The organism is Streptococcus sp. HMSC074B11 (assembly GCF_001808705.1).
In the GTDB taxonomy this organism is placed as follows: domain Bacteria; phylum Bacillota; class Bacilli; order Lactobacillales; family Streptococcaceae; genus Streptococcus.
Genome location: NZ_KV794260.1, coordinates 182,656 through 202,588, shown reverse-complemented (window position 1 = coordinate 202,588; position 19,933 = coordinate 182,656). Strand labels below are relative to the sequence as shown.

The window sequence follows — 19,933 nt, the reverse complement described above, 5'->3', positions numbered from 1 at the left end:
GGGTTTTCTTTTTCTCCACGACAATGAATGTGGAGTCTAAGCTCTCTTTTAATGAAAACTTTTTTAAATTTTAATCTTCTTTTCTTTTTGCAAGAAATAGAGCAGACATTGCTAGACTGAGACTGGCAAGGAAGAAGATATGCTCTGACTTGCTAGTACCAGTTTCTGGAAGTTTATCCTTCGCTTCTTGTTTAGCTGCTACTTCCTTCATTTCTGGTTTAGCAGTATCAACTGATTTCTGATCAAGTTTTTGTACTGCAGCATCCTGTAGTTTATGATCCAGTTTCTCTGTTGATGGAGTCTGTACTCGACTTCCAGGTTCCTCAGTTAATGGAGTTTGTGGTTTATGCCCTGGCTCTCCTACTGATGGCGTTTGTGGTTTAGAAACTTGTTTATAAACTACTGCAAAATGTCCTAGCTGACTAGTTGTAAACTCAACTGTACCTTGACCATTTGTAAAGCTTACTGCCTCACCTGATGCAGTGTAATATACTCCAGCTACTTCACCAGAAACTGGAAGTCGAACGAGCACTACACCCTTCGCTTGAACCTCATGCTTATCTTTATCAACTAAATGAAGAGCATAAGCATCAAATTTCACACCTTGTAGACTTTGGTCTGTTACTTTTTGAACTTTAAGATTAAGATCTGTAGCCAAATCTCTTGCTAGTCCTGCAACTACAACTCCTGTAGTCTTATCTGACAAGACACGAACACCTTCAGTTGGTTTGTCTACAGTAGGTGCGGCTTGATCACCTGCTGTTCCAATCGCACCTGTATACTCTGGTACTTCATGGACAGCGGCTTCAGCTCCATTTACACCTCCAGTAAATTCTGGAACTTCGTGGATAGCTACTTCATTTCCTGCGGTTCCCTCAACTTCATTGTATTCTGGTACTTCATGAACAGCGGCTTCAGCTGCGTTCACACCTCCAGTAAACTCTGGAACTTCATGGATTGCGGCTTCAACACCATTTACACCACCTGTGAATTCTGGAAGGTCAACAACTGGTGCTGCTTCATCACCCTTGCTTGAAGTTGGAGTTTCAGGTTTAGGTTCTGGAGTTGGTTCTGGATCTGGAGTTGGAGTAGGTGTTTGGTCTTTCAATTGGTCGAGATAATCTGCAAAGTACTCAAGCATTCTATTTGTCAAGAGATGATTATCTGTTGCAAATTTCATGCTGGCAACAACACTTGCTACTTCCTCTTGATTACTCTTATCAGTCAATTTTTGAGCTTTTGCCAAGGCTGCTTCATATGCACTTGTGTCAAGACCTGCTTCAGCAACTTGAGGACGAGCAAAGATCAATTCTGCAGCTGATTGATATTGGTTTTCTGTATCACCGTAGGTTCTTGTTCCAGTTAGAACAATCTTCTTAGCCTTGATAGTCTTACCAAAGTCAATATCTTTTGGTTTATTATTGTTAGCCCAATTGCTTGCATTGAAGGTATGTTCCTTACCTGTTTCATCCGTTACTACAAGAGTAACATCTCTCAAGTTACCATTTGAACCTGAACCACGTGGAACATAACGGAAGCCTGTGATTTCAGTTGGTTCCTTCAAGACCATGGTTGCTGGTTTGCCAACATCTCCTCCGCTCCATGATGTATGCCATAGACTTGACACGTTGCCATCAAAGGCATTTTCAAGACCTTCACCAGCCTGAGCAGGAGCCGAAAGACTTGCAAAGTCATCTGCTACAAGAGCTGTTTTCTTCATCACTAAAGCATCTTTAAGAGCATTGACCTTAGCAATTTCAGACTTAGCTTCTTCTACACTGATATCATCATCTGCTTGACTGAGGTTGAAGACAGCTTCTTTCAAAGCATCCATTGTTTCTTTAGTGTAGTTAGTCATAGCAACAGTTGGAAGATAGTTCTTGACAGCATTTTCTGTCATCATCTTACCAGTCAAGACAATTTCTTCGATTTGAAGTCTGTCCATGATGAAGTCATTGTACCCACGGAAGTTAGCATTACCACCTGAGTCTCCGCGAGTGTTACTTGCATTGCCTGTAGAGTAGATACCTACCCATGTATCGCCAGTTTCTGCACCTGTTACGAGGAAGGTTGCACGTTTCGCTTTCTTAGAATCTGTCCAAGTATTTGCCAATTCATGCATTTCCAAATTACTTGCTTGTCCAGATTGGAATTCTCCCTTACCGACTACAAAGGCGTAAGTACTGTCAGATCCAGCTTCATAGTCAAATGTAATACGGTAGGTCTTGCCTGCTTCAAAGCGGAAGTTTTGTGGAATTGTTTGGTAAACCAAGTTACGACGACTTACGAGACCATTTGTCTTGAGTGACCAATTTCCTTCGATAACGTCATCAACTTTCTTGCCGTTCCAATCACGTTGAGTGTATGGACCATGTTTTTCAGACAAGTGAGTACGGTTATCTTCAACACCCTCGATACCACCGATAACAAATGGGAAGATACCTTGACCAACATTTTCAAAGTCTTGTTTGAAGACGCCTGTTGCAGTATCGTGACCGTCCCCGTACATATTTGATTCATTTTCAAAGGTACGAATTTCATCAAAGTAAGTTGCTTCATCGCCTGCTTCACGACTCAAGGTCAAGGTTACATTTGATACATCTGAACCTGTTGTGAAGAAAGCATACATGTTTTGGAAATAACTTGTGTTATCAACTGTTGCATTGCTTCGACGAGTATTGTGAGCATAGGCTTTTACATAGTTGAGGGCGAGTGACTTGTTGGTGTAGTTGGTTACTTCTTTTTCACCAGTATTAACGGTAATACTTGCTTTAGCATTACTACGGTTGTCTACACCGACATAGACTGCATATTTAGTATTTGGCTTCAAGCCAGTCAATTTTTGAGTGAGACTAACTTTTTCTTTGTTGCCTTGGATGCGGAGCATTTGGTTTGCACCTTGAGACTTCACGATTTCAGCCTTAGAAGCATCTCCCGAAATCTTCCAATGATCCAAAGATTCACTGTTAAATCCTTGGTCATAGATATGCATTCCTTCACTCCATGACATTTCAGGATTTGTTTGTTTAGAACGATAGAGAACATATGGCTGATTTGCAGTGAGGTCAAGGGTAATCTTACCATCTTTCACGGCAACTTCTTTTTCCTCAGTTTTACCTTGGTCAGTTAGCTTATAAAGGTAAACCTTACCATTTGCCCAGTCGCTAGGAAGTGTCCAAGTTGTTGCACCTGCTTCAGTATTGAAGTAGTACATTTTTTCCTTGTCACTTTCAAGCTTATTACCATTTGCATCCCAGTTCCAAGGTGTCAAGTAGGCTGAACCATCTTGAATCACACGATCGTTAAGCGTAACAATTCGTTCACGATATTGTGGACTGTTGACATCATTAGATTTACGAGTTACAACAACCTTGTTATTTGCAGCATCAACCAATTCGACTTTCATTTCTGGAGTCCATTTATAGGTACTACCATTGTCAGTCATGGTTACTGGTTTGCCATCTTCCCATTTGCTGACTGTGAAGTGTTGGAAGTACTTAGTCATAACGTCATGAGCAAACAAGTTTGTTACATAACCGTTATAGTCACTTCGTCCTTGCCATCCTTCAAAGTCCTTCATGCTATAACCGCCTAGAAGTGGGTAGTCAGCTGCACCACCATAACTTCTGTAGTCACCAACCCAAGAATCTTTTTGGTGGTTACGGATAAAGCGAGTGATGGCACTGTTAATACCTTTATTTGTATAGCCACCGTAGGTCAAGTCAGCTGCCCAGTGTTGGAAGGTAGAATCATATTCACCACCATGGCCCCACTCAATAGCAAAACGCCAACCCTGTTTGTTAATTTCTTTCGCAATAACGTGAGTTGCCCAGGCACCGTTGTCACCTGATTGACCATTACCCCATACGTCGACATAGATGAAGTCTAGACCTTCGCCCAATTCCTTCTTCAACTCTTCCCAACGAGCTAGACGCCCATGAGCGAGGTCATAACCAGCATCAATGTTGATACCTTGGTCAAGCCAGTTCCAACCGTAGCTATAGCTACCATCTGCATTTTTACGAAGAATATCTTCATTAAAGTATTTAGACTCAGGATAGGTTTCTGAAGCATTAACGTGGATACCAAGGTGGGCACCATATTTCTTAGCTTTCTCAATAAGAGTCTTAAAGTCTTCAACACCACCGATACGTTTACCGATGTCCGCGTAGTTCAAGTGACCAGAGTCATGTCCTTCACTTCCGTATCCCTTAAGAAGTACACCTTGACCAAGACCATCGGTGTGGAGGTTGATCTTCTTGATACCATCCAAGGTCATGAGGAATGGGTTTTGCGCTTGTGAACCAAAGTTCATAGCGATACGGTAAGCTGTAATGTCTTTAACTTTTTCCCAACCTTGAGGGTTGTTCATGATGCTACGGTAAGCGATGGCACCATCTTGCCAGTCAACCTTATGGTCAGCATTGGCATCTTCAGTGATGACAACTTTTGCACTTGGAAGTTCTTGAGTGTATGCTGGGAAGACAACTCCATTGTGGGCTTTTTCCCATTGCCATTCAGAGCTATGAATTTCCACGTAGTTTGCATTGCCAATCGTATTCTTATAAGCTGTCAAACGTGTCCAGTCGTAAGAACCACCACCATAGCTATTTTGCGAGTTACTCCATACACCTGCAGCGAGTTTATCTGTTGAAACAAATCCGTACATATAGCCTTTGGCTAATTCTTTCATTGGATTTGTTACTTCGATATGGTCATCACCACTGACGTGAGTGTTGTTTGACATGGTTGCCCCATCAAACTTAGCTCCTGCTTGGTCGCTAGAAACAGATACCAAGGCATTTCCTAGGAAGCTGATGGAAGAAAGTAATTTACGTTCGTCATCAATCTTTTGTCCTGGTGTCACTTGGTTATGGTTGACAATCTTAGTCACATCAAAGTGAAGTTGGTTGTCCACTACTTGCAAACGAACAGTCATATCTGCATTGATGAGATTTTTCTCATCACGGAGTTTCATTTCATACTCGGCAGTCGTTGCGTTGACCTTTTTATAGGTAACCTCAGGAGTCACAGCGTGCTTGTTAATCACCACTTGATTAATTGGTTGCACTTGACCTGGAAGTTTGTTGCCATTAAGGACATATTCTTTAATACGTGGGAAGGCTTGGTCAATGACTGCTTTCAATACTGTAGATTCGATAGTGTCGTACTTGACATTGCTATCATCTACTGTGTCGCCCTTTTCTTTTTCAGCGGCTTCTTGATTGTTTTTCACACCTTCTTGGTCATCAGTTTTGACATTGACAATTGTTCGTTCGCTACTGTTATAAGTTCCAGCTTTAAGAACAATTTTCTTCTCATCTTTGAGTTTGTCATTTACTGCAGATGGCAAGGTCACTGTGTCAAAGAGTTTGACATCATTGTTAGTTGCATTGAGTTGTCCATCTGATTTAAGGCTGACCGTCAAGTGGTTAACAGAACCATTTACTGGAGCTGCAACACGTCCACCTTGGTACCAAAGTCCACTTCCATTTGACTTGTATTCCCAGAACCATCCGCCTTGGTCATAACCTACAAAAACGTTGTTATCAGTGTCTTTGAATTTCATGAAGACACCAAAGCGAGATTTACCTGTTTCAGATTCTTCTTTAAAGGTCAAATCAACGGTAGCATTCCCATTAGCATCGACTGTCAAACCATCTTTTTCAAACAAGGCTGGTTTCTTACCATTGTCATTTTGAGCAGTTGAAGCTAGTTGGTTGTAACGAACTCCATTTTCTTCACGGACCGTTACAGTTCCCTGCTGGTCTTTATTCTCAACCGTTTTCCATTCTGGAGTCACTTCTTTTGATTCAGCCGGTTTAGTTTCTGCTGGTTTATTTTCTGCTGGTTTGTTCTCAGCTGGTTTTTCTTCTTTCGGCTTATCTTCTTTTGGTTTCTCGTCCTTGTCCTCAATTTGTTTATCAAGTGCATCTAGACCTGCTGGTTTTGTTGTTTCAATGCCCTTGATATAGTTTTGAATCCATTCAAGCTGAGCTGGTGAGAAGAGAATCCCTCCACTGCGGCTTCCAACAACACCATTTTGGTGGATACCAATCAATTTTCCATTTTCATCGAAAATTCCTCCACCACTTGCACCAGGCTCACTTCCTTGATAACTGATCCCACGAACACCCTCACCGTGATTATTGATGTCTTCAACTGTAGTATTTAAGATTGGAGACAGTTTTCCAGTTGGATAACCAAATACATGGACCTTATCTCCTACCTTAGTTGTCGCAGGCTTATCAGTCACTTCAACAGGCGCATTTGCGAGAGGTGTACGAAGCTTAACGATTGCCAGGTCATTTTTATACCCTTTGAGGAATCCTTCACGATCCCAGTGTTTCACATCATTTTTACTGAATTTAACGTCTGGTGCCCCTTGATAAGAAATTGTGTAAACATCTTCATCACTTTCAACATTATCAGCTACCTTACGATTATTGCCATCCGGAACATCTTTGATAAAGTTATGAGAAACAGACAAAACGAGATTTTCCCCGATAACGATACCACTACCGAGCCCAGCAGGGCTTTTAATTTCGACAGTCGCACCGTAGTTTAATTCTCCATTTTTTGTTTTAGCAACATCTTCTGGGACTAAGCTTTTATCTTCTTTTTCTAGTTCTTCTTTTGAAGCAGTGCGGCCATTTTCTTCAGCCTTATCAAGTTTTCCACGTAGTTCCTCAGGAAGAGTATCTGAAGCTGCTGAGCTTGTTGCAGTTTCTTTTTCTTTTGCCAGCAATTCTTCTTCAGTCTTTGGTCCTTCAGTTACTTCAGGAGAGCCTTGATCTTCACCTGGTTTTGGTGCTTCAAAGTCATGCCCATCATCCTCTTTAGCATTGGCAAGAGCTGCCGCCAAATCAGCTGGCATATTCGCTGTTGAACCTGTTTGTGCAGAATCTGCGAGAACAGTGCTAGTTCCAAAGAAAGCTGCACCAATCATAACAGAAGCAACCCCTAGTGAAAATTTTCGAATACTATATTTGCAACGTTTTTCAAATAATCTTTTATCCATCGGTTTTTTTGTTCCTTTCAGTTTACCAAGTAAGCGTTTGCATTTTATTTTAAAAAAATATCCTCCTCAATTTTTAAACTCTACTGGATAAACATATAATTTTTTCTATACCAATTTAATATATCAAAAACAGTTTAAAAAATCAATACTTTAACAGGTAAAACTAGTAAAAGTAAAATCCGATTATTTGCTAAGTCTGAAACGATTTTCAGATAGTCTTATTTCTAAAGAAATCGCTATAAAAAAGGAAACTTCATCGTAAAAGTTAGACCATTTTTGACTAACTTTTCAATAAAGTTTCCATGCATTTTTATACTATTTTTACGTTTTTTATTGTTGTAAAACCTTTCGTGGCTTCGTTCCTTCTGCTGGACCAATAACCCCAGCCATCTCTAATTCTTCCATCAAGCGAGTTGCTCGGTTAAAACCAACCGATAGACGGCGTTGAATCATGGATGCGCTCGCTTTTTGAGTTTCAATGACCAGAGCCTTAGCTTCTTCAAATAGCGGATCTCCACCTTCATCTCCTGTACCAGACTCACCTTCTGTCTCAGAAACCTCTCCGGGATCAAAGCTTTCATCATAATCAGCATCTGCTTGAGCCTTGATAAAGCTAACAATACGTTCCACATCATCATCAGAGATAAAGGAACCTTGCAAGCGTACAGGGTGATTTTCATCGATTGGTTTGAAGAGCATATCCCCTCGACCAAGCAATTTTTCCGCACCATTTTCATCCAAAATCGTACGTGAATCCGTTCCTGAAGAAACAGCAAAGGCTACACGAGACGGTACATTGGCCTTAATCAGACCAGAAATAACATCCACTGAAGGACGTTGGGTTGCAAGAATCATGTGAATACCAGCTGCACGCGCCTTTTGTCCGAGTCGGATAATGGCATCTTCTACTTCTTTGCTGGCCACCATCATAAGGTCAGCTAACTCGTCCACAATCACGACAATTAAAGGAAGAGGTACTTGTTTGTACTCAGATTGAGCGTTGAATTCCTCCACCTTAGCATTGAAACCAGCAATATTACGAACCCCAATTTTAGCAAAGAGTTCATAACGGTTTTCCATCTCATCTACGACTTTTTGAAGGGCCTTGCTGGCCTTACGAGGGTTCGTCACAACTGGAATCAAGAGGTGAGGAATATCATTATAGACTGACAACTCAACCATCTTCGGATCCACCATCATAAACTTGACTTGATCTGGTCGAGCCTTCATGAGAATACTTGCAATAATACCATTGACTGCAACAGATTTACCAGAACCTGTCGATCCAGCCACAAGTAAGTGAGGCATTTTAGCAAGGTCGAAACTACGAGCTGTTCCGTTAACTGCTTTCCCAAGAGGAATTTCTAGGAGATTTTCAGGTTTAGTTTGCGATTGTTCCCAGAGTTCCCGGAAAGATACGGTCGCAATTTCAGAGTTAGGCACTTCAATCCCGACCAAGGATTTCCCTGGAATTGGAGCTTCGATACGGACATCTTTCGCAGCCAAGGCCAGAGCCAAGTCATCTGCTAGATTGGAAATGCGATTGACACGAACACCAACTGCTGGCTTGACTTCGTACTTGGTAACTGATGGACCGATTTCAGCACGTTCAACCGTTACCTTGATACCAAAACTCGCAAAGGTTTCTTCCAAAATTTTGATATTCTCGCGAACGATTTTCTTTTCCTTGGACTGATCTTTTGGTTTATCAGGTGCAAAGAGTTGCAAGCTTGGGAGTTTGTACTCTAAGGCTCTTTTAGCATAAAAATCTACCTCAACATCCTCATCCTCTAAGAACTCATCCTCTTCTGGAATGTCAACTTCGCTAGGAACTTCATAGTCTGCTTGAGGGAGAATAATTTCAGGTTCTACCCATTCTTCCTCTGGAAGGGGTGGTAAATCATCAAAGTGAACAGGGGAAGCTTCTAAAATCTCGCCAGTTTCCATATCAACAGGAGGTATATCCAATAAGGCTTGCTCTGCTTGTTCTTTTTCTAGTCTTTCCTGCTCCTCTATCTCCTTACGCGCTTTTTCTTCTTCCCGTTTGATGAAGCGTTCTTGTTTCTTCAGCTCACGTCGCTCCATCCAAAGCGAAAAACGTGCTCCAAGAAAATCAGCAACGTCATAGACAGACCAGGGACTGACTAGAAGAGCACCGATCAAGATTAAGATGGCTCCGATAAAGTAAGTACCAATATTTGAAAAAAGAAAGGCGACTGGAATATAAAGGGCAACACCTAGCAGCCCTCCTCCAGCAAAGCTAGTCACACGAAAACCTGTCAAATCTGTCAAAACTTGGGCTAAAGTTCCCTTAAAGACAGCCTGCTCTAAGCCATATTTCCATACAAGATAAGCTTCAAAAATTAGCAATAAGCCTGAAAAAATGCAAAGAAAACCTGAGATCAGACCTTCTTGCTTCCGAATCCATTTGAAGAAAAAAAGATAGACTAGAACGACAAAAATGACCAGATAGGCCAGACTTCCTACTAATAGACGAATGAGATTATAGAGGGTGAGACCCACTGCTCCTAATCTCAGAGCAGCGAACATTAAGTAAAAAGCTATGACTAAGGAAATTAACATCCGTTGGATAGCTTGCTTTCTTTCTAATTCAACTTTTGACGGTCTCCGTCTTGTTTTACTTGTATTTTTGTTTGCCATGCTTCTATTATACCATATTTCAGAAACATCTAGAGAAATCAAAAAATGACTGCATCTACTAGACACAATCATCTTTCGTTGATATTTCTGAATTTTCTATTCTATATGATTTTTCAACAACCTTGTCTCACTACTTCTTCAAAAATCTAATTGCTGATTTTCTTGCCTTCTCAATCTTTTCGATTTCCAAATTATCTACAGCAGATGTAGGTATCCATTTTTTCCCAAATAAAACTTGAGCTGCTTCTATCATCAGAGCACAAGCCCGAAAGTCCTTTTCTTCTGCAATTGCTTCACAATACAAATCCTTCGTTTTCTCCATCAAGACTTCTTTTTCAACTTGATGAAAAGATAATTGCATCAAACTACTGGCAGACCAAGCACGACAAAGTGCATCTTGGTCAGTCAAGAGATGTTGCCCTAAGATTTCTATCTCACTTATTGAACCAATCCAACCTAGGGCAATGATTAGCTTTCTACGATTCGAAGCTTCTGAACTAGATAAAAAAGAGATTAGAACAGGAAGTACTTGCTTGCAAGAAGACGCATAAAAATCTCTATGTCTTGTTTTGGAGAGGATCTTCGCTAGAAGATATACAATCAAAACGCGTTGACTCTCCGCTTCCTTCTGATTGAGAATTTCCAAAAGATAATCGATTCCCTCCTGCCCATGCTGGTCAAAACTCGCTTCAAAATTTAGGTCAGTTTCTTCCTCCCAATCTTTGCAAATGAGCTCAAAATGAAAGGCAATTTCTGGACTCCTACCTAAATCAGCGATAAAATGAATTCGTTTAGAATCAGGAAAATTCTCCTCCAGCAAGCTGGCATAGGTCTCTTGTAACTCTTCTTTTGCAAGATTTTGGTGAGAGATCTTTGCTTTCTTTAGTTTGTCGATTCCTTCTTTTCTAGAATCACTCATGACACTTATCTCCTCTAAGGTATTTGTAGAACTTTAGCATTCTATCATTTGGATGAAGAAAAATTCTCTAATATTTACTTCTATTATATCACTTTAAAGATCGGTCTCCCTAACTTCATTATCAAAAAAATGACTGTCCACTTTCGTGTTCAGTCATTTGAATCTATTTGTAATTATTTTTCTAATGGTTTACGAAGGTAACCGTAAACTACACCACTGACAATTGCTCCTACCAAGACAAAGACAAGGTAAAGAAGAGCATTTGAAGTAAGGGCGATAACGAAGATTCCTCCGTGAGGAGCCATGAGCTTGATATTTGCAAGACCAACGAGTCCACCTGCTACCGCTGAACCAAGGATAAAACTTGGGATAGCACGAGCTGGGTCTGCTGCACCAAATGGAATCGCTCCTTCAGTGATGAATGACAAGCCCATAACGATGTTCGTCAAACCAGAGTTACGTTCTTCTTTGGTAAATTTATTCTTGAAGAGAAGTGTTGCCACAAAGATTGCAAGTGGTGGAACCATTCCTCCAGCCATAACGGCTGCCATGGCTACTGAACCACCTGTTGCCACTGTTGCTGCAAGAGTACCAGTACCAAAGACGTAGGCTGCTTTATTGACAGGTCCACCCATATCGACAGCCATCATTCCTCCAAGAACGACTCCAAGAAGGACAGCTGATCCACCTTCAAGGCCACCAAGGAAGTTGTTCATACCAGTGTTGATTGCGGCCATTGGGATATTAACAGCTAGCATGACAAAGCCTGTCAAGATTGTTCCAAAAAGTGGCAAGAGAAGGATTGATTTTGCACCTTCAAGTGAACGAGGAACCTTCACGTATTTCTTAACCAAGAGTACCAAGGCACCTGCGATAAATCCACCAACAAGGGCTCCAAGGAAACCTGATGATACACCTGCAAGAGCTGAAGTTGCTTCACCACCTTGAGCGTAAGGGATTTTACCAAAGGCAAAACCTTCTTTGGCGATAGCACCAGCTACGAAACCTGCTACCAAACCTGGTTTTTCAGCGATTGAGTAAGCAACATATCCTGCAAATACTGGAAGCATCAAACCAAAGGCTGCGCCACCGATTTTCATGAACATAGAAGCAAGTTCATGGTAAGATCCAAGATTTCCGAGGCTATCATTTGGCACACCCATAGCACCATCAATCAAGAAGGCAAGGGCAATCATGATACCACCACCGATAACGAATGGCAACATTTGAGATACACCACTCATCAAGTGTTTGTAGAAGGCACCACCTATACTTTGTTTTTCATTAGATGCTGTTGAAGCTTGCGCTCCATTAGCAGCATGGTAAACTTCAGCATTTCCAGAAAGAGCAAGGTTGATCAATTCTTCAGTTTTACGAATACCGTCTGCTACTGGACGATTTACCAATGGTTTGCCATCGAAACGATCCATTTCAACTGCTTTATCTGCAGCAATAATTACAGCTTTAGCCTTGCGGATATCTTCTGCTGTCAATTGGTTACCAACACCGCTGGCACCATTAGTTTCAACCTTAATACCAACACCCATTTCAGCAGCTACTTTTTGGAGAGCTTCTTGGGCCATATAAGTGTGGGCGATACCTGTTGTACAAGCAGTTACAGCAACGATAAAGTCATCAGAACTATTTGCAGGTGCTTGAACTGGCTCTTGAGCTTTTTCTGAAGCTTGGTCAAAGAGTTCAATGACTTGGTCAGCTGATGTTACTTGACGAAGTTTGTCAGCAAAGCCGTCTTTCATCAAGTATTGAGATAATTCTGCCAAGGCAGCCAAGTGGGTATCATTAGCACCTTCTGGAGCCGCAATCATAAAGAAGAGATCAGTTGGTTGCCCGTCTAAACTTTCGTAGTCAACACCCTTGTTCGACTTAGCAAAGAGAACAGTAGCTTCCTTTACAGCAGCATTTTTGCTGTGAGGCATTGCGATACCGTCGCCCAAGCCTGTAGAAGTCAAAGCTTCACGCGCTAAAATTCCTTCTTTAAAGGTTTCAAAATCTGTCACATATCCGTGTTCAACCAAGCTACGAATCATTTCTTCGATAGCTGCTGTTTTTTCAGTTGCTTGCAAATCTAACAACATCACATCTTTTCTCAATAAATCTTGAATTTTCATCTTTTTTCTACCTCAACTTTTTCATAAGTTTCTTTAATAAATGCTGCAGTTGCTAATCATCTGAAAATGTAGTTGCTGTTCCACAAGCCACTCCCCATTTGAAGGCTTCTACTGCGTCTTTTGATTTGACAAACTCACCAGTAAATCCAGCAACCATCGAGTCACCAGCGCCCACTGAGTTTTTCACGGTTCCCTTAATCGGTTTAGCAAAGTATGCTCCATCTGATGTTACCAGAAGGGCACCATCACCAGCCATAGAGATAATAACGTTTTGAGCACCTTTAGCCAGCAATTCTCGAGCGTATTTCTCTATTTCATCAAGGCTTTCAAGCTTGACTCCAAAGATAGCTCCCAGTTCATGATTATTTGGTTTCACCAAAAGTGGTTGATAATCCAAACTATCAATCAAGGTTTGACCTTCAAAGTCACAGACTACTTGCGCGCCTGTCTGACGAGTCAAGGCAATCAAATCCTTATAAATGACATTGCCTAAGTTTTTAGCACTTGATCCAGCAAATACTACTGTATCTTCTGCTGTCAGACTTGAAAGAATGGCTTTTAACTCTTCAAGTTGATCGGGCTCAACATTAGGACCTGTCCCATTGATTTCGGTTTCTTGGTCTGCTTTTATCTTGACGTTGATACGCGTATCTTCTGTCACTTGGACAAATCGGGTTTCAATTTGCTCTTCAGCCAAAGTATCAGTGATAAATTTACCTGTAAAGCCACCGATGAAGCCTGTCGCTGTATTTGGAATATCCAAACGCTTCAAGACACGGCTAACATTGATACCTTTACCACCAGCAAACTTATCATCACTATCCATACGATTGACACTACCAACTTCCACTTTGTCCAAACGGACAATGTAGTCTATAGATGGATTGAGTGTGACTGTATAAATCATACTTCTATTACCTCCGTTTTCTCTTTGATAGCTGACAAGAGCTCGTGACCCTTGCTTGTAATGACAATAGCACGTTTTATAGGAGCTACCTTAGCAAAACAAGACTGACCAATCTTGGATGAATCTGCCAAGACATAGGTTTGTTTGGCATTTTCTAAGATAGCTCGCTTAACCGCTCCTTCCTCCATATCCGGAGTTGTATAATAACCCTCGTCTACCCCGTTCATTCCGATAAAGGCACGATCAAAGTGTAATTGGTTAATTTGGTTAAGAGCCACCCCTCCGATACTGGCATCCGTTGTCATCTTTACGCCACCACCAATAATGACTGTCGGGATTTGCTTATCCACTAATTGTACCGCATGGTGAATGGAGTTGGTTACTACAGTAATGTCTTTTCGCTCCAATTCCATAATGAGAAAGGCTGTCGTACTTCCTGCATCCACAAAGATAACATCTTTTTCTTTGATGAGGGAAGCTGCTTTTTGCGCAATCCACTTTTTCTCTTGAAGGTTTTTGACAGATTTTTCTTGAATGGTTTCTTCTTCTTGCAAGGAGTGAGGCAACTCTGCTCCTCCATGCACTCGGCGAAGTTTATTTTCAGACTCCAATTCATCTAAATCGCGTCTAACTGTTGATTCTGAAGTATCTAGCAAGCCTACTAATTTCTCTAAAGTAACGACTTTATGTTTACCCAGCTCCTCTAAAATCAACTTTTTTCTCTCAGTTTTTAGCACTTACTCACCTCCTGTTAACGATTACAATAATCATTCTATCACAAAAAATAGCAAAGTCAAGCACTTTTTATCATTTACTTTCATTTTCTATCATTTTGCCAATTATTTGAATTTTATTTGCAAGATACTTGCCTTTATGATAAACTATTTTAGTAAGTATTGGAAGATTACTCAAGAGGCTTAAGAGGCCGTGTTGGAAACGCGGTAGGCGTGTGAAAGCGTGCGTGGGTTCGAATCCCATGTCTTCCGTTGCTATAGTGTAGCTGCATCATCATGCAGCTTTTTATAATGGAATTTTCATCTAAGATGAGAATTCCAAAAAATCACCCAAGATTCAACTCTTGGGTGATTTTTTTCTTCAATTTTAATCATCAAAATGATATTTTTTCTACTTCATCTCAGATGCTCTTAAAAAATATCAAATAGCAATTTCACATTGAGAACAGTTAAGATAATGGAAACAATATAACCAAGGATAGTATTCCACTTGGCATTGGTAAATTCTCCCATCAGTGATTTCTTAGAAGTTAGATAAATCAAAGGAAAGATTGAAAATGGAAGAGCGATTGAAAGAAAGACCTGTGAATAAACCAATAACTGATCCAAGGTTTTTTCTTGATGACCAAACAGAACTGCTACTATCATGACAGGGAGCAAGGCAAAGAGACGAGTCGCCAAACGAATAAACCATTGTGGCAATCTCATATGCAAGAAACCTTCCATAACGATTTGTCCAGTCAAAGTACCCGTGATAGTCGAATTCTGACCACTGGCTAATAGGGCCAAGGCAAACAAGGTTGATAAGGTTGAGCTAGCTATAGCTCCCGCAATGGTTGAATCCTGTAAGGCATTATACATTTGAGAGAAAGCAGAAATCTCAGATGCATGTCCGAAAAAGAGAGCCGCCCCTAATATCAAAAGAAGGGAGTTAACCACAAAGGCCAAGGATAACTGGAGATTTGAATCCCAAGTCATAAAGCGCACGGCTTTTCGAACGTCATTCTTGTCCTTGTGATTGACTTTCCGAGTCTGAGACAAGGAAGAATGCAAATAGAGGTTATGGGGCATAACAGTCGCACCCACAATCCCCAGCGCCAAAGTTAATTGACTTTCATGCCCAGGCATAGGACTTTCAAATAAAGTTGCATTTGGTAGATAACCTTCAACGATTCCTTGGAAGCTTGGATGTGACAAAGCTACTAGATAGGTAAAGATTGCTAGAATCGTTAAAATCAGCGTTGTCACGATAGCTTCAATCTTCTTAAAGCCAAATTTCATCAGAAGCAATAAGAGAAAAACATCCAACACGGTCAAGAGAATTGCTATCATAATCGGAATCTTAAAGAGAAGATTGAGAGCAATCGCTGAACCTAGAACTTCTGCCAGATCTGTCGCCATCAAGGCTAATTCTAAAATCACCCATAGACTATAACGAAGCCATTTAGGTGAATGATGAGCCGTTGCTTGAGCCAGGTCCATCTGGGTTACAATACCAAGCTTTCCTGCCATCTGCTGAAGTTGCATGGCAATGAGAGATGAAACCAAGATAACAAACAAGAGACTATACTTATAGGAAGCACCACCGACTACACTGGTAATCCAGTTTCCTGGATCCATATAACCAACTGCGACAAGAGCACCCGGACCTAAAAAGGCCTTTAAATTTTGCCAGAAATGATTGTTATTTGGAGTATCGATAGATTGATTAATCTCAGAGAGTGACACTTTTTTATGAGAAGACATAGATACTTACCTCTTTCTAAACCTACTTTTTCATTATTTTCTATTAGAGAAAAATAAGATTGACTTTAAACTATTAAAACAATGAAAACTATATGAAAAACATTTAGTTTTTTCATTATTTTTCTTAAGGCACCTTAATATTTTTCTTAAGGCACCTTAATTATAACACAAAAAATGAAAACTATATGAAAAACATTTAGTTTTTTCATTATTTTTCTTAAGGCACCTTAATTATAAAAAATATGATAAAAACTTAAGAAAATTCAACAAAATTTTAGGGAAAGTCAGAATAAGTCTACTCATTAACGATAATGATAAATCTATTGATAAACTTTGACATTTAATGGTGAACTGTAACTATTATTTCTAACTCGATTTCTCTATAAAAGAGGAAAAACCAGCGTCTTTTGACGCTGGATAAAAGCTACTTAGATCATTTAACAAGAAACTAAATGGCTTCTGTAACGAAGCTACGGCTTTCAAGTACCTTAAGCATAGCATCCGCTGTATCCAAAGCTGTAAAGAGAGGAACTCCGTGTTCAATAGCTGAACGGCGGATTTGTTCACCATCTTCATCAGCAGTTCGCTTAGTACCAACTGTGTTGATGATAGCTTGGATTTTCCCTTTACGAACATAGCTTGGGATATCATGTTCATCATCACCAATCTTACCAACGAGTTGAGCCTTCAAGCCATGACTTTCAAAGAAAGCTGCTGTTCCTTGAGTCGCAAGGATACCATAACCAATATTTTGGAAACGACGAGCCAAATCCAAAGCTTCTTCCTTGGCATCATCAGCGATAGTAAAGACAACATTTCCAAAGGTTGGCAAGTGAAGATAAGAAGCTTCAAAGGCCTTGTAGAGAGCTTTTTCAAGAGTCGTATCAGAACCCATAACCTCCCCTGTTGACTTCATTTCAGGACCAAGCAAACTATCTACTTTCGCTAGCTTGGTAAATGAGAAGACTGGTGCTTTAATATGAACACGACTACTTTCTGGGTAAAGTCCATCTTGGTAACCAAGTTCTTCAAGACTTTGACCAAGAATTAACTTAGTTGCAACCTGAGCCATCGGGATATTGGTTACTTTTGATAGGAATGGAACAGTACGGCTGGCACGTGGATTGACCTCAATAACGTAGACTTTCTCATCCTTGATGACAAACTGAATGTTCATCATACCAAGACAGTTAAGGCCGATTGCTAGGCGTTTTGTGTAGTCTGCAATCGTTTCTTGCACTTTTTGAGACAAGGTTTGTGGAGGGTAAACAGCCATGGAGTCACCTGAGTGGACACCAGCACGTTCGATATGTTCCATAATACCTGGGATGAGGACATTTCGTCCGTCTGAGATGGCATCAACTTCACATTCTTGTCCAACGATATAAGAGTCGACAAGAACTGGATGGTCTGGACTTGCTTTAACGGCTGTACGCATGTAAGAACGAAGGTCTTCTTCGTTTTCTACAATTTCCATGGCACGTCCACCCAAGACATAAGAAGGACGAACGAGGACTGGGAAACCAATCTTACGAGCTGCAAGCACTGCTTCTTCTTCGTTTGTTGCAGTCTGTCCAGGAGGTTGTGGAATATCCAAGTCTTTGAGGGCTTGCTCAAAGAGGTCACGGTCTTCGGCACGGTCTAGGTCAGCAACCTGCGTACCAAGGATAGTTACACCAGCTTTTGCCAATGGTTCAGCAAGGTTGATAGCTGTTTGTCCACCAAATTGAACGATAACACCTTTTGGTTGCTCTAAGTCGATAACATTCATGACATCTTCAAATGTCAATGGCTCAAAGTAAAGTTTATCCGATACAGAGAAGTCGGTTGAAACGGTCTCTGGGTTTGAGTTCATGATGATGGCTTCGTAGCCAGCAGCTTGAATCGCCTTAACAGAGTGAACTGTTGCGTAGTCAAACTCAACCCCTTGACCAATACGGATTGGACCTGAACCTAGGACTAGTACAGATTCCTTTTTAGACTTGATGGATTCATTTTCCCAACCATAAGTTGAATAGAAATATGGAGTTTCTGATTCAAATTCTGCCGCACAAGTATCAACCATCTTGTAAACTGGGACAATCTTGTTTTCCAAACGTAGTTGGCGAACTTGATCAGCTGTAGTATTCCAGAGTTCAGCAATCTTACGGTCTGAAAAACCATTCAATTTTGCAGTTTTCAAAACTTCAAGATCTTGTGGATATGAGCCTAATTCTTGCTCAATTTCAAAGATATGCAAGAGTTTATCCAGATAAAAGATATCGATTTTTGTAAGTTCAGCAATTTCTTCTGGTGTGTAACCACGGCGAATGGCTTCTGATACATAGAAGAGACGGTCATCCTGTGCTTTGACAACTTTTTCAATCAAGGCATCATCTGAAACATCTGCAAGTTCAGGCATTTCATTGTGATGCACCCCAATTTCAAGTGAACGACAAGCTTTAAGAAGTGACTCTTCGATGTTACGACCGATGGCCATAACTTCTCCAGTCGCCTTCATCTGAGTACCAAGACGGCGCTCACCCTTTTCAAACTTGTCAAATGGGAAGCGTGGAATCTTGGCAACAACGTAGTCAAGGGCTGGTTCAAACATGGCATAAGTTGAACCTGTTACTGGGTTAATGACCTCATCCAAGGTCAAACCGACAGCAATCTTAGCAGCCAATTTAGCGATTGGGTAACCTGTCGCCTTAGAAGCAAGGGCTGACGAACGCGATACACGAGGATTTACTTCGATAACATAGTACTTAAAGCTGTGAGGATCGAGAGCCAACTGAACGTTACATCCACCTTCAATCTTGAGAGCGCGGATAATGCTCAAGCTGGCGTCACGAAGCATTTGGTTTTCATAGTCTGACATAGTTTGCGCTGGGGCAAATACGATGGAATCCCCTGTATGAATCCCGACTGGGTCAAAGTTTTCCATGTTACATACAACAAGGGCATTGTCAGCTGAGTCACGCATGACTTCGTACTCGATTTCCTTGAAACCTGCAATGGAACGCTCAATCAAACATTGAGTAACAGGTGATAGCTTCAACCCATTTTCAGCGATTTCACGCAATTCTTCCTCGTTGGCACACATACCACCACCAGTACCACCTAGGGTAAAGGCTGGACGGACAATCACTGGGTAGCCAATTGTCGCTGCAAAGGCAACGGCTTCTTCCACAGTGTTAACAATTTCAGATTCTGGAATCGGTTGATTCAATTCTTCCATCAATTGTTTAAAGAGATCGCGGTCTTCAGCTTGGTCGATGGCAGACAATTTAGTCCCGAGAAGTTCTACTCCCAATTCATCAAGAATGCCATTTTTAGACAATTCCATGGCCATGTTAAGCCCTGTTTGCCCACCAAGTGTTGGAAGCAAGGCATCTGGACGTTCTTTACGGAGAATACGAGTCACAAACTCAAGTGTAATCGGTTCGATATAAACCTTGTCTGCAATTTCCTTATCAGTCATGATAGTTGCAGGGTTTGAGTTTACTAAGACAACCTCATACCCTTCCTCTTTCAAAGACAAGCAAGCCTGAGTCCCAGCATAGTCAAACTCAGCAGCCTGACCAATAATAATCGGACCAGAACCAATCACCATAATTTTTTGAATATCAGTACGTTTAGGCATTTATAAGATATTAAGGGCGTCAAGCGGACAAAGATAAAATAGGAGTTATGACGAAGAACTGTCAGTTCTAGGAATAACTATCTTTTTAGCACCGTCCGTAGCCCGTATTCAGTTCAGCAAATACGGCTCACCCTTCTCCTTTCTATTCGTCGCCTCACAGGGCGACATTAAATAAATTCTCCGACGATTTT

General features: G+C 41.0%; 7 protein-coding genes, 1 tRNA gene and 1 pseudogene. 1 reads left to right on the top strand and 8 read right to left on the bottom strand.

The genetic code is table 11. The annotated features are described in order from the left end of the window. Positions 1-70: 70 nt before the first annotated feature. From HMPREF2619_RS04100 to HMPREF2619_RS04075, 6 genes and pseudogenes are all read right to left on the bottom strand, one after another. Positions 71-7,021, bottom strand: a complete 6,951-nt coding sequence (locus HMPREF2619_RS04100) for a SpGH101 family endo-alpha-N-acetylgalactosaminidase (protein ID WP_083279587.1) — start codon at positions 7,019-7,021, stop codon at positions 71-73. 330 nt (positions 7,022-7,351) lie between these two features. Beyond that, a complete protein-coding gene (locus tag HMPREF2619_RS04095; RefSeq protein WP_083279586.1) occupies positions 7,352-9,682 on the bottom strand; it encodes a DNA translocase FtsK in 2,331 nt (776 codons plus the stop codon). Between the two features lie 130 nt (positions 9,683-9,812). Continuing rightward, a complete protein-coding gene (locus HMPREF2619_RS04090; protein ID WP_070459224.1) occupies positions 9,813-10,601 on the bottom strand; it encodes a HEAT repeat domain-containing protein in 789 nt (262 codons plus the stop codon). 173 nt (positions 10,602-10,774) lie between these two features. Further along, positions 10,775-12,730 (bottom strand): PTS fructose transporter subunit IIABC, encoded by a 1,956-nt coding sequence (locus HMPREF2619_RS04085; RefSeq protein ID WP_070459222.1) that lies wholly within the window; start codon positions 12,728-12,730, stop codon positions 10,775-10,777. Then, positions 12,727-13,637: pseudogene (gene pfkB / locus HMPREF2619_RS04080) on the bottom strand (1-phosphofructokinase). Before pfkB ends, HMPREF2619_RS04085 begins: the two are co-directional and overlap by 4 nt. Beyond that, positions 13,634-14,374, bottom strand: coding sequence for a DeoR/GlpR family DNA-binding transcription regulator (locus HMPREF2619_RS04075; RefSeq protein WP_070459220.1), 741 nt, complete (start codon positions 14,372-14,374; stop codon positions 13,634-13,636). Before HMPREF2619_RS04075 ends, pfkB begins: the two are co-directional and overlap by 4 nt. A gap of 161 nt (positions 14,375-14,535) precedes the next feature. Between HMPREF2619_RS04075 and HMPREF2619_RS04070 the strand changes: the two genes are divergently transcribed. Beyond that, positions 14,536-14,623 (top strand) — tRNA-Ser (locus HMPREF2619_RS04070). A 159-nt stretch (positions 14,624-14,782) separates the two neighbouring features. On the opposite strand, the gene HMPREF2619_RS04065 is transcribed toward HMPREF2619_RS04070, so the two are convergent. Together HMPREF2619_RS04065 and carB are read right to left on the bottom strand one after the other, a co-directional pair. Beyond that, positions 14,783-16,117 (bottom strand): Nramp family divalent metal transporter, encoded by a 1,335-nt coding sequence (locus HMPREF2619_RS04065; protein ID WP_070459218.1) that lies wholly within the window; start codon positions 16,115-16,117, stop codon positions 14,783-14,785. A 448-nt stretch (positions 16,118-16,565) separates the two neighbouring features. After that, entirely contained in the window at positions 16,566-19,742 is a 3,177-nt protein-coding gene (gene carB / locus HMPREF2619_RS04060; RefSeq protein WP_070459216.1) for a carbamoyl-phosphate synthase large subunit, read from the bottom strand. Between the last annotated feature and the right edge of the window lie 191 nt (positions 19,743-19,933).

Coding starts and splice junctions, on each gene's coding strand:
- HMPREF2619_RS04065 (WP_070459218.1), bottom strand. CDS start 16,117: ATGTCTTCTCATAAAAAAGTGTCACTCTCTGAGATTAATCAATCTATC.
- HMPREF2619_RS04095 (WP_083279586.1), bottom strand. CDS start 9,682: ATGGCAAACAAAAATACAAGTAAAACAAGACGGAGACCGTCAAAAGTT.
- carB (WP_070459216.1), bottom strand. CDS start 19,742: ATGCCTAAACGTACTGATATTCAAAAAATTATGGTGATTGGTTCTGGT.
- HMPREF2619_RS04090 (WP_070459224.1), bottom strand. CDS start 10,601: ATGAGTGATTCTAGAAAAGAAGGAATCGACAAACTAAAGAAAGCAAAG.
- HMPREF2619_RS04085 (WP_070459222.1), bottom strand. CDS start 12,730: ATGAAAATTCAAGATTTATTGAGAAAAGATGTGATGTTGTTAGATTTG.
- HMPREF2619_RS04100 (WP_083279587.1), bottom strand. CDS start 7,021: ATGGATAAAAGATTATTTGAAAAACGTTGCAAATATAGTATTCGAAAA.